The organism is Paradevosia shaoguanensis (assembly GCF_016801025.1).
Taxonomy (GTDB): domain Bacteria; phylum Pseudomonadota; class Alphaproteobacteria; order Rhizobiales; family Devosiaceae; genus Paradevosia; species Paradevosia shaoguanensis.
Window position 1 is genome coordinate 1,046,455 of sequence record NZ_CP068983.1, and the last position, 11,433, is coordinate 1,057,887.

Consider the following 11,433-nt stretch of genomic DNA (forward strand, 5'->3'; position numbering starts at 1 on the left):
CGACAAAACCGATGTTAGAAACGTCCTAACCTGCACGTCCAATTTTTAATCACCCCCTTTTCATTGCCTGTCGATATAATAGACCGAAGCTACAATTCCGGATTGAAATGATAAAAATAGCAATGCGCAATAAGTTAGAGGCGCCGCCGGGTGCCGGCTGCGCCTCTGGGAAGGCTTCGAAAATCGGCTGAAGGCCTGCTAGCTGGCCAGATTATCCACGAGTTCGGTGACGAAGGCCGGATCGGATGTCGTCACGAAAAGGTCGGCAATGGCCCGAATTGCGCGCACTTTCTTGCTTTCGTCGCGCTCGTGAAGGATGCCGTCCTTCTCGAGGACCACGAACGAGAGCATTGAGGCCGTGCGTTCGATGAGGAACGGAAACTTGTCCTGATCGCCCTGCTGGTGCACGACGACGACTGCATGCGGCTTTATGCCCTGCACCGGTTCATCCATCGGTTGCAGACCGCTGGGATCGAGCGGCCCGGTCATCAGCACATTTTCACGCTCTTCAGCGTTGACGGCCTCGATCACGTCGCGGGCATTCTCACCCACCGCGAGGACCTTGATGAAGCGCGGCGACGAGTTCCGGTAGCCCTCGATGCGCTTGCCGGGTCGGGAAATGAAGGTGTGCATAATCATGGGGCTGCCTCCGATCAATCCATGAAGCGTCCGCCGGAGAGGTTCAGGCACTCTCCCGTGACGAAGCCTGCCAGGGGCGAGGCGAGGTAGAGCGCAGCATGCGCTGCTTCCTCGTTGTAGCCAAATCGGCCCACAGGTATCTGCGTGCGCAGCCTGTCGCGCTTTTCCTGCGTCATGGTCACCGTCTGCGCTTCGAAGAGCGCGGTGGCGATGGCATTGACCGTGACGCCGTGCTCGGCGGTTTCTGCGGCCAGCACGCGCATATAGGTCAGCATGCCGCCTTTGGCCGCAGCGTAAGGCGCAACGCCGTGATGGACGCCGGCCTTACCCGACATCGACATGAAGGCAACGATCCGCCCGTAACCGGCCTTTGCCATGTGGCGGGCCGCCGCCTGCATCTGCAATGCCGGGCCGACCAATTCGCTCTCGACTACGGCCCGCATCTCCTCGGGCGTCATTTCGAGCACGGGCTTGTTGCGCACCGGCGGCGCTGAGAGGATGAGCACATCCAGCCCCCCGAGACGCTCGATAGCTTGGTCGACCACCGCCGTCGGATCGCCCGACCCTGAAAACTCATCATCGGTCACGACTACCGCGCCGACATCTGCCAACGCCGCGGATACCGCCGGCCCTACGCCATGGCGCGCGCCAATCAGCAGCACGCGCTGGTTCTCGAGACTTGCCGAAACTTCCGCCGGCTTGCGGGCGAGTTGAATGGTCATATTGCGGCCTGCAGTTTTTGTATCTTGATCAGAGCTGTCTCGGTGTCCTGCAACACCGCGGGATCGACGACAGCCCGGTCGATGATCATCTGGCGCAGCGGTCGGATATCGCGCGCATTGTTGAGGGTGTTGCCAGCTACGACGCGCCCGTTGTCGAGGTAGATCGCGGTGAACTTGTCGTCGTCCGGCATTCCGCGCCAGACGACACGGTCCCATCGCTCGGGTGCGCCGATGATCTGGAAGTTGTCGTCGTATTGGTCCGTCCAGAACCAGGGCAGGTCAGCATAGGGCTCCGGCACGCCGGCTATGTGCTTGCCGACCGCAATTGCCTGGTTCTGGGCATTTTGCCAGCTTTCGAGGCGGATCGTCCTGCCGAGAGCCAGGCTGAATTGGCGACACACGTCACCAGCAGCATAAATGGAGGGCTCGGACGTGCGCCCCTCCGCGTCAACGCTGATGCCGTTGTCACATTCAATACCGGCGGCCTCCGCCAGCTGGCAATTCGGCATACCGCCGATGCCGACAATGACGAGATCGGCCGCAAGCCGGTCGCTCCCGGCAAGCTCGATCTCTGCCATACCGTTCTTGTCTTGGATCGAGATCACGCTGGCACCGAACCTGAATGCGACGCCATTCCGTTCGTGACGGTGTACAAGCGCGGCACTGACCTCTGGCGAAATGACACGCCCCAACGCCATGGGCGCTGCTTCCAGCACGGTCACCGTACAGCCGCTCCTCGCGGCGACAGCGGCAATCTCCAGCCCGATGAAGCCGGCACCGATGCAGACCACTTTGTGCCCCGGAGCGAGCAATTGCCGAATGGGCGCCAGGTCCCGCATCGAGCGCAGCGTGCGTACGCGCGGATGGTCCGCTCCCGGGATGGCCAGCGGGCGCGGACTCATCCCGGTTGCGAGTACCAATTGCCCGTAGCCGAGCTGCTCCCCTGTAGAGAGCGTGACGGTCCTGTCATCCGGCGCAATCGCCGCAACCCTGCTGCCCAGCCGAAGGTCGATCCCGCTCTCAGCATAGTGCGCCAGGGGTTTGAGATAGGTGCTCTCAGGGGCCGCCTTGCCGGCAAGCACATCCTTGGAGAGCGGCGGCCGCTCGTAAGGCGGGTGGTGTTCATCTCCAATGAGAATGACCGGCCGATCAGGCTGAAGACTGCGCACAGTAAGTGCCACCCAACCACCAGCCTGGCCGGCGCCGACAATCACCACGGGTCCTTGCTGCGCCGCCATGAAGCCTCCGATCGCGGGAAATGAGCGGCCGGGCTAAGCCGGCCGCCGGGTGCACTAGACGGCGACGAAAGGCTCGCCGATCTTCATCTCGCTGGCTTCGAGCGCCGTTTCCTTGAACGCGCCGTCCTCGGGCAGGATGAAGGAGGCCGAACGAACCTTGTGCGTTTCCGGATCGATGCCGGGAGGAGGCGTGCCCTTTTCCATCCCGCGCGCCGCCTTCTTCAGGCGCATGCGCGCCATGATGATGGCATTGTCGGTGGAAACGAGGTTTTCCTTGGTGCGGTCAGCGACCGGCCCCATGCTTTCCTGCAGGGACGCATCCTGGATGGCGATGCCCTTGATGCCCGAATAGTAGATCTTCTGGCGCTGAGCCTCGCGGTCCATCATGTAGTCGTTGTCCATGTTGGCTTCCGGACGGAACGTGCCGGGGATCAGCACCGAGTGGACGCCGTGGCCGCTATCCATCAGCTCCACTTCCTTTTCGGTGAGCGGACGGGTGGGGTGGAACGTCATGGTCCACGCCATGCAGTTCTCATCGTCCATCGGCACCCAGGCATGGCCATTGAGGGCGTTGCCCTTATAGGGCGGGATGAGCGTGTACCAGGGCATCATCCACTGGGTGACGCGCCAATAATGGAAGCCGGGCTCAGCCTTGCGGCGAGCACCGATCATCAGGCCACCCAGCGATTCATGGATATCAAACGTCGTGCTGGTCGAACGCGCATACTTGGCGCCGTCCGTGCCCTTGTGCAGCGGATCGCGATTGATGTCACCCGAGTGCAGGAACGATACGTGGCTGGAATCGATGCCGCCTTCCATCGCCTGCAGGTAATTGCTCTGCTGCCAGCGCTTGGAGAGGTAACGGTGGTCGGCAGGAACCTGCGCCCATTCGTATTCCGGCACCGGGGGCTGATGCTCGGGCGGCCCCATATAGGTCCAGATCACCCCACCGAACTCGATGCAGGGGTATGATTTGAGCTTGATCTTCTGACAGAAGCCGCTCGAAACCGGCTCCGAGGGCACCTCGATGCACTGCCCGGTCGTGTCGTATTTCCAACCGTGATAGGGGCAGCGCAGGCCGCCTTCCTCATTGCGGCCGAACCAGAGCGACACGCCGCGATGGGCGCAGAACTCGTCCATCAGGCCGATCTTGCCGTTCGTGTCCTTGAACGCAATCAGCCGCTCGGAAAGCAGCGATACGCGTACCGGCGGGCAATCGGGTTCGGGCAGTTCGGTGGCGAGCAGCGCCGGGATCCAGTACCGGCGAAAGGTATCTCCCATGGCCGTGCCCGGCCCTGTCTTGGTGAGATACTCGTTGTCCTTCTCTGAGATCATGTCGCTGTCCCTCTTGTTCGCCCGGCACCGGATTTCATGAGGGAAGATTGACACCCGCTACATTTGCAGTCCAATATCAATTGTACATTCTGTTATTCGGCTGGGGGAATGATTGGACCTACGCCAATTTCGTTATTTCGTTGCCGTTGCTGAGGAATTGCATTTCACCCGCGCTGCGGCCCGGCTCAATATCGGGCAGCCGCCGCTCAGCCTGCAGATTCAGGTCATCGAGCGGGAACTGGGCGTAACGCTGCTCAAGAGAACGCGCCGCAACGTCGAGTTGACCCCTGCCGGCCACCTGTTCCTGCAGGAAGCGCGACTGGCTTTGCTGCAGGCGGAACGTGCCGTGCAGACCGTGACTCGTGCGGCGAAGGGCGAGATGGGAACCCTGCGCCTGAGTTTCATTACCTCGGTGCCGCTGGTCGAGGTTTTCACTGGCGCCGTGCGCGCATTTCGCGTCGCCTCGCCCGATGTCCACCTTGAGCTCAAGAGCTATGCTTCGGTGAAGATCATCGACGACGTGCTTCTCGGCACGGTTGATGTCGGCTTCACGCGCCCATCCATCACGACGGTGCTGCCTTCGACGCTCGAAATCCTGCCGGTCTACGAGGATAATCTCATGGCCGTGCTCCCTATCGATCATCCGTTGGCTTCCGGGACCGGGCCGTTGCCGATTTCGGCGCTCAAGGACGACAAGTTCGTGCTGCGCCCGCGTGGAAGCGGCACGGGCTTTTACGAACAGGTCTTCGACATCTGCGCCGAAGCCGGCTTCTATCCGCAGATCGTGCAGGAGGCCGTTGAGGCGACGACGACCCTGGGGCTCGTCGCAGCCGGCGTCGGCATCACCATCGCACCCGAGGCGCTGCGCACGATCAATGTCCATGGTGTGGTGTGGCGCGAACTGGCCGACGCCAATGTCACCAGCCGCATCTACCTCATCTACAACCGCAACAACACCAACCCCATCCGCGAGCGTTTCGTGGAGGGGTTCAGGAAGCTTGAACTGAAATAGGAAGGGCGCCGCCTGACGCCCTTACATCAGATCGGGTTCGGCGAAGCCGGATCGATGAAGACGACGCCGTTTTCAACTACCGGCGTCCAGGTCTGGACCGGCACCTCGCAGGGCGGCTCGGTCGGCATGCCGGTGCGCAGGTCGAAGCGCCCTTGGTGGAACGGACACTCGACCTGACAATCCTCCACATAGCCTTCCGACAAATAACCTGGGCCATGCGTGCAAAGGTCGGCCGTGACGAAGACCATCTCGCCGACCTTGAAGATAGCGTAGCCGAAACCATCGATCTCCGCGCGGAGCGGCTGGTCCTCGTCCAGTTCGTCGAAATCGCAAAGCTTGGTCAGGGCGGCGCCGCGCATGGACTGGTTCGTCGTGGCCATCGTCATTCTTGTGCACCTGTGCGAAGAAGCGCACCCGCGAATGTCGCGGGTGCGCAAGTTTATGGTCAGGCAGCCTTTTCCCGCTTGGCCGAGGCCCAGTCGAAGGCAAGGATCTTGGTAAAGTCCTTGACGTTGCCGATCGTGTCGAACGTCACCAGTGCCTTGATGATCTGGTCCGTCACTTCCTGGCCGGCGAAGGACAGGGCGTTCTGGGTGACCTTCTGGGCGATATCGGCGTCCGAGAACGGGGCCTTGGGGTGACCCGGGAACGGCTTGGCAGCACCGTGCACAACCGTGCCGTCCTGCAGCTCGATCTCGACGCGCGAGAGATAGCCGGCGCCGGCGCGGGCCAGCTTGCCGTCCTTGAGCGCGCCTAGAGTCGGGTCGGCAACGCACTTGACCTGCTCGGCCACGAATTTCTGGCGCTTGCCGTCGAGCACGCGCTCGAGGTCAAAACTCTCGATGCCGATATTGCCTTCGAGAATGGCGGCCGCCACGACATAGGGCATCGAGTGGTCCGCAGTTTCGCGGCTAATCGGATGGTAGGGGTCCTGGCGCATTTCAATGAAATGCTGGTAGGAGCCCTCTTCCGAAAAGACCCGCACTTCCTTGATCTGGCTGAGATCCTTGACCTGCGCGCGCGCTTCCAGGGCGGCGCGGATGGCGCTCTGGGCCATCGAGCCGACCGGCCAGAGCTTCATATAGGTCCAGGCGATGCGCGTCAGCTTGTTGCCGGTCTGGAGCCGATCAAGGATCACAGGAACCGGATCGTGCTTGTTGGCGAGTTTGGCAATGAAGCCGTTGCTGCCGGTGAACGGACGGACGGGGGCTTCCACGCCGGCCTGGGCCAGGAAGCAGGCCTGCAACGCGTTGCGGACGGCGTCCGAACCGTTAAAGCGCTTCCAGAGCGTCAGGTCACCGCGTGCATTGAGCTCGCAGCTTTCCACCTCGTCGGTGGCGAAGTGCGGCGTGACCGTCATGCCGAAGGCCTCACGAGCCTGTTCGACGTCGAGCTTGAGCAGGCGCGCAATGGCCGCGCAGGCGCCGATGGCGGTGAGGTTGGTGTAGTCCCAGCCCCCCGGTGCCGTCGAGAACGCATCAAAAGCCGCACCAACCACTTCGTAGCCGACGGCCAGGGCGACAAGCACGTCCTCGCCCGAGGCATCGATCCATTCGCCGACGGCGATGACGGCGGCCGTCATGTCGCTGGGGTGACCGGAATTGCGCTCGCCGACATAGAAGTCATTGTAGTCGTAGCAGCGCAGCAACGAGCCATTGACGAAAGCGGCAAGGTCCGGATTGGCGCGCATCGAGGTCCCCCAGATTACAGCGCCATCGGGGCGCGTGAAGGGGCCGGCGAACTTGCGGGCGATATGGGAAGCCTGATGATCGAGCGCACCGAGCGCCACGGCGACGCTGTCGCTCAGGGCGCGCTTGGCAGCATGGCGAATATCGGCGTCAAGGTCGCCGGAAACGTTGACCGTGAAGTCGGCAAGGCGCTCGGCCACCTCATCGCGATAAGTAAACTTGTTTGCCGTCGTCATATCGTTTTCGAACCTCACGATCCCAAATTGATTTCAAGAGCACCGCCATGCCTGTCGAGGCTGGGAACTGGTCTCCAACTACGGCGGTGGTAGCCCGGGCTTGCTGCGAGTGTCCAATATTAATGCCCTGCTAAATTATTCGCGAAAGGCAATGACTGAGTAGCAACCAACACATTTGTGCAGACTATAACTCCTGACCTCATTGATATTGGACAACCTCAGTACCGACGCCTAACTCAGTCCTGAACGCTGACCCGGGGAGGTTCCCATTCGTCCGACTGTCTTGGTGACCAAGCCATTGGCAAAGAGCTGCATCGCCGAACTCGAGCAACTGTTCGACGTTCGTTCGATCGTTAACGCTGCCGATCCCGACCAAGTGATGGCTGAAGGCGGAGACACCATTCGCGCCATTGCCGGCGGCAAGGTATCTGCGGCGATGATGGAGAAGCTCCCGCGCCTTGAAATCATCGCCAACGAGGGCGTCGGTGTGGATACGACCGACGTCCCGGCGGCCAAGGCCCGCGGCATCGCCGTCACCAATACGCCCGACGTTCTCAATATTGCGGTCGCCGAACTGGCTGTCGGCCTCATGCTGGCGCTGGCGCGCACGCTCCCGGAGGCCGATCGATATGTGCGCGATGGCGAATGGGCAAAGGGGCTCTTCCCGCTGCGCAGCCAATTGCACGGCAAGACCGTTGGCATTCTTGGCCTCGGCCGCATCGGCAAGGAGATTGCCGGGCGGCTCGAAGGGTTCGGCATGAACATCGTCTATTTCGGGCGCCAGGAGCAGCCCGGTCAGCCCTATCGTTATTTCGGCGACCTCGTCGAAATGGCCAAGGCCAGCGACTGGCTGATCGTGATCGCACCGGGCGGCAAGGCAACCGAGCGCATCGTATCGCAGGCCGTCATCGAGGCTTTGGGCCCCAAGGGTCGATTGGTCAATGTCGCACGCGGCTCGCTGGTTGATCAGGAGGCGCTGATCGATGCGCTCGCTTCCGGAGGGCTAGGCGGTGCTGCTCTCGATGTCTTCGAGCAGGAGCCGGGCGTGCCCCCCGCTTTGCTGGCGTTGAGCAATGTCGTCGTCAGCCCGCATATGGGCAGCCGCACCGAAGAGGCGCGCGAGGCCATGGGCCGCCTCGTCATAGACAACCTCGTTGCGCACTTCGAAGGACGGCCACTTCCCTCGCGGGTGGCGTGATGCCGCTGCGGCTTGGTGCGATTGCCGACGACCTTACCGGCGCCACCGATCTGGCGCTGACGCTGGCGCGCAGCGGCATGTCCGTGCGCCAGACGGTCGGCATTCCCGCCGATCCGAACGCCATCAGCGGCGCCGACGCGGTGGTGATCTCCCTCAAATCGAGGACTATCCCCGCCGCAGAGGCAGTGACTCAGTCGCTCGATGCCGCGAAAGTCCTGCTCGCGGCAGGTGCCGCGCAACTGTTCTTCAAATACTGCTCGACCTTCGACTCAACCGATGACGGCAATATCGGCCCGGTGATCGACGCCCTGCTCGACCTCCTCGGCGAAGATCGAACGCTCGCCTGTCCGGCATTTCCCACGAACAAGCGCACCGTCTACAAAGGCCATCTTTTCGTCGGCGACCAATTGCTCTCGGATTCGCCCATGAAGGACCATCCGCTGACACCGATGCGCGACGCCAACCTGGTACGCGTTCTTGGCCGGCAGACCGACCGGCCCGTGCACCTCGTCGACATCAATGCCGTCAGAGGCGAGCATCTCGACCATAGGCTGTTGGACAAGCCAGGCATTGCCATCGTCGATGCGCTGGACGACGCCGATCTTCTCGCCATTGGCCACGCCGCTGCAAATATGCGGCTGGTCACCGGCGGGTCCGGTGTCGCCATGGGACTGCCGGCGAACTGGGGCATATCGCAACGGACGAACGCCACACGGCATCAAAGCCCATCAGGAAGGACCTTGGTTCTGGCGGGCTCCTGCTCGGGGGCAACTCGCCAACAGATTTCCGTAGCGATGGCGGCCGGCTTCGATGGTCTGCAGTTGGACCCGATCGAGATCGCCGCAGGGCGTCAGACTATTTCTGACGCGCTCGAATTCGCCACCAAGGCTACGGCTACGCCTGTCATCTATGCCAGCGCCACACCTGAAGCCGTCGCGAAAAGTCAGGACGCTCTTGGCCGCGACCGAGCCGGGGCAGTCGTCGAGGCATTTCTTTCCGAGTTGGCCCCCCTGCTCGTGAACCGTGGTTTCGATCAGTTGATCATCGCCGGCGGCGAGACATCCGGCGCCGTGGTTGCAGGGCTGGGGCTGAAAAACCTCGATATTGGACCGGAGATCGATCCGGGCGTGCCATGGATGTATTCGAAAGCCGGTGAGACGCAGATCGCTATCGCGCTCAAGTCCGGCAATTTCGGCGCCGACAATATGTTCATCAAGGCCTGGGATCTATTGCGATGACGGCAATATTGAGCGAGGCGACCCGGGTTCGCGACGAGATCGTTCGCGTCGGCCGATCCATTTTCGACCGAGGCCTCACCGCAGGCTCAACCGGCAATATCAGCGTCAAGCTGACCGATGGCAGTATGCTGATGACGCCGACCAATGCCAGTCTGGGGAGCCTCGATCCTGCCACACTCTCGTATCTGGATGCCCAAGGCGCGCTCATCTCGGGTGACAAGCCGACCAAGGAAGCGTTCCTCCATACCTGCATGTATTGCGCCCGCCAGGGCGACAACGCTGTGGTGCATCTTCACTCGACCCACGCCGTTGCCGTTTCCATCCTTGACGGCCTAGATCCGGGCAATCTGTTGCCGCCGCTGACGGCCTATTACGTCATGCGCGTGGGGCGGCTGCCCCTCATCCCCTACTTTGCACCCGGCGACAAAGCGCTGGCTGAGGCGGTCGGCGAAAAGGCTAATGATCACCACGCGGTTTTGCTGGCCAATCACGGCCCTGTCGTCTCCGGCACGAGCCTCGCCAACGCGCAATATGCCGTCGAGGAACTCGAGGAGACCGCAAAGCTCTTCCTCCTGCTCGGCAATCGCCCAATTCGGCCGCTGACGCCTGAACAGGTTCAAGCGCTTGAGGCGAAGGCTCTGCGATGACCAGCATGCCGGGAGCGGACGCCAAGGGAAATGCCTATGGCTGGGTGATCGTCGCCATCACCTTTCTCTCCACCGGCCTCGTACTGGGTTCGCGCTTCAGCATGGGCATGTTCCTTCCCTATATGCCGGAGGCCCTCAACGCGTCGGCGGCAGACGTATCGGGCGCGTTCGCAATCTCGATGATCGGGGCGGCGGCGTTTCAGCCGTTTGCCGGCGTCCTCTTCGATCGCCTGGGCGGACGGGCCGTACTCTCGTTGGGACTCGCCAGTGCGGCGCTCGCCCTTTGCGGGTCGGCCTTCGCCACCGACCTCTGGCAGGTCATCCTGTTCCTGGGCGTGGGCTGTTCCATCGCCTATTCCGCCGTTAGTCCCGTACTCAGCACCGCCATTGTCATCGATTGGTTCGACAAGAGCCGCGGCGCGCCCCTGGGGGTCGCCACTTCCGGGACCAAGGTTGCCATGGTCGTGCTTCCGCCCGTTCTGGCCGCATTGATCGCCGGCGCCGGCTGGCGCACGGCCATGTTCAGCCTTGGCGCGGTCATCCTGTTGATGATCCCGGTCGTCTGGATCCTGGTGCGGGAAGCCCCGCACAAGACGCGAGCCAAGGCTAGCAAGAAGGGCGACGCGACGAAGGCCCTGGATGGCGTTTCGCTGCGGCAGGCGCTTCAGATGCCGGCATTCTGGCTGGTCGCCGTCAGCCTCTTCGCCAACGGGCAGGTCATGAACCTCGTTTTCATTCACCTGCCCAACTACATGCTCAGCCAAGGCTATTCCGAGGCCCTCGCCGCATTTGCGCTGGCCCTGCTCGGCGGGGTGGGCGTGTTCGGCACCGTGGTGACCGGCATCATGTCCGACCGGATCGGTAGCTGGCTCATGCTGCTCATCATGTTCGGCGCCCGCGGCTTTTCCGCCCTTCTGGTCATCCTCATGCCGGGACCAGTCTCCATGCTGGTCTTCGTCATGGTCTTCGGTCTGTTGGGCTATGGTGCGATCGGCGTCATCGGCAATCTTGCGCCGCAGCTTTTCGGCAAGCGCTCTATCGGCACGATCCTGGGTACTGTCTACGTCTTCAATCAAGTAGGCGGAGCTGCCGGCGTTTATTCTGGTGGTATCGCCTACGATCTTACAGGCGACTACAGCGCCTCTCTCTGGCTCAGTGTCGCCACTACGCTCGTTTCCACCGTCGCAATTGCCTTCCTGCCAATCCGCCGTCGGAAGGTCGCGGAAGCCACTGGCTAGTGGCTCCTCACATCCCCGCCTTGAGCATATCCCGTATCCTGGCCGCCTTCTCGAAGTGGTCCAGGGCATGGGTCCTGATCCACCATTCGGCGGCTTCCATGAGCAGCCCGGGATCGTCGTTCTTATTAGAGAAGAAGGCGTAGAAGGACAGGCCGACGCCGTCGCCCTTCTTTGCGATTTTGTCGTCGCAGATGGCGATGGCTTTTGCTCTCAGGCTTGGTCTCATCATGGCTTCGTCCGTG

The 11,433-nt window shown here is 62.1% G+C and carries 12 protein-coding genes; 5 read left to right on the forward strand and 7 right to left on the reverse strand.

What is annotated here, in order from left to right; all coding sequences use genetic code 11:
- Window positions 1–198 precede the first annotated feature (198 nt).
- Genes JNE37_RS04795 through JNE37_RS04810 form a run of 4 tightly spaced genes read right to left on the reverse strand, consistent with a single transcriptional unit; the run spans window position 199 to window position 3,934 of the window.
- On the reverse strand, window positions 199–639 hold the full coding sequence (locus JNE37_RS04795) for a hypothetical protein (RefSeq protein WP_035035060.1): 441 nt from the start codon (window positions 637–639) through the stop codon (window positions 199–201).
- A gap of 14 nt (window positions 640–653) precedes the next feature.
- Window positions 654–1,361 (reverse strand): SDR family NAD(P)-dependent oxidoreductase, encoded by a 708-nt coding sequence (locus JNE37_RS04800; RefSeq protein WP_203065488.1) that lies wholly within the window; start codon window positions 1,359–1,361, stop codon window positions 654–656.
- Entirely contained in the window at window positions 1,358–2,599 is a 1,242-nt protein-coding gene (locus JNE37_RS04805) for an NAD(P)/FAD-dependent oxidoreductase (RefSeq protein WP_203065489.1), read from the reverse strand. The genes JNE37_RS04800 and JNE37_RS04805 overlap by 4 nt, the downstream gene beginning before the upstream one ends.
- 54 nt (window positions 2,600–2,653) lie before the next feature.
- Window positions 2,654–3,934, reverse strand: coding sequence for a Rieske 2Fe-2S domain-containing protein (locus JNE37_RS04810; RefSeq protein WP_035035066.1), 1,281 nt, complete (start codon window positions 3,932–3,934; stop codon window positions 2,654–2,656).
- A 112-nt stretch (window positions 3,935–4,046) separates the two neighbouring features.
- On the opposite strand from JNE37_RS04810, the gene JNE37_RS04815 reads away from it, so the two are divergent.
- A complete protein-coding gene (locus JNE37_RS04815) occupies window positions 4,047–4,946 on the forward strand; it encodes a LysR substrate-binding domain-containing protein (RefSeq protein ID WP_035035068.1) in 900 nt (299 codons plus the stop codon).
- Window positions 4,947–4,972: 26 nt separating this feature from the next.
- On the opposite strand, the gene JNE37_RS04820 is transcribed toward JNE37_RS04815, so the two are convergent.
- Window positions 4,973–5,332, reverse strand: a complete 360-nt coding sequence (locus tag JNE37_RS04820; RefSeq protein ID WP_246513522.1) for a non-heme iron oxygenase ferredoxin subunit — start codon at window positions 5,330–5,332, stop codon at window positions 4,973–4,975.
- 59 nt (window positions 5,333–5,391) lie between these two features.
- Complete coding sequence (locus JNE37_RS04825) at window positions 5,392–6,870, reverse strand: MmgE/PrpD family protein (RefSeq protein ID WP_203065490.1); 1,479 nt, start codon at window positions 6,868–6,870, stop codon at window positions 5,392–5,394.
- A 298-nt stretch (window positions 6,871–7,168) separates the two neighbouring features.
- Here JNE37_RS04825 and JNE37_RS04830 point away from each other — a divergent pair, with 298 nt between their 5' ends.
- The 4 genes from JNE37_RS04830 to JNE37_RS04845 are packed head-to-tail and all read left to right on the forward strand — an operon-like array spanning window position 7,169 to window position 11,191.
- Entirely contained in the window at window positions 7,169–8,068 is a 900-nt protein-coding gene (locus tag JNE37_RS04830; RefSeq protein WP_246513524.1) for a 2-hydroxyacid dehydrogenase, read from the forward strand.
- Window positions 8,068–9,306, forward strand: a complete 1,239-nt coding sequence (gene otnK / locus JNE37_RS04835; protein WP_343073228.1) for a 3-oxo-tetronate kinase — start codon at window positions 8,068–8,070, stop codon at window positions 9,304–9,306. Before JNE37_RS04830 ends, otnK begins: the two co-directional genes overlap by 1 nt.
- Complete coding sequence (otnC, locus tag JNE37_RS04840; RefSeq protein ID WP_203065491.1) at window positions 9,303–9,953, forward strand: 3-oxo-tetronate 4-phosphate decarboxylase; 651 nt, start codon at window positions 9,303–9,305, stop codon at window positions 9,951–9,953. Before otnK ends, otnC begins: the two co-directional genes overlap by 4 nt.
- Window positions 9,950–11,191: an MFS transporter gene (locus JNE37_RS04845; RefSeq protein ID WP_203065492.1), complete on the forward strand. Its 1,242-nt coding sequence runs from the start codon at window positions 9,950–9,952 to the stop codon at window positions 11,189–11,191. Before otnC ends, JNE37_RS04845 begins: the two co-directional genes overlap by 4 nt.
- A gap of 7 nt (window positions 11,192–11,198) precedes the next feature.
- Here JNE37_RS04845 and JNE37_RS04850 read toward each other — a convergent pair whose 3' ends face one another.
- Window positions 11,199–11,417 carry a DUF6500 family protein gene (locus JNE37_RS04850; RefSeq protein WP_203066323.1) on the reverse strand — a complete coding sequence of 73 codons (219 nt, stop codon included), beginning with the start codon at window positions 11,415–11,417 and terminating at the stop codon, window positions 11,199–11,201.
- Between the last annotated feature and the right edge of the window lie 16 nt (window positions 11,418–11,433).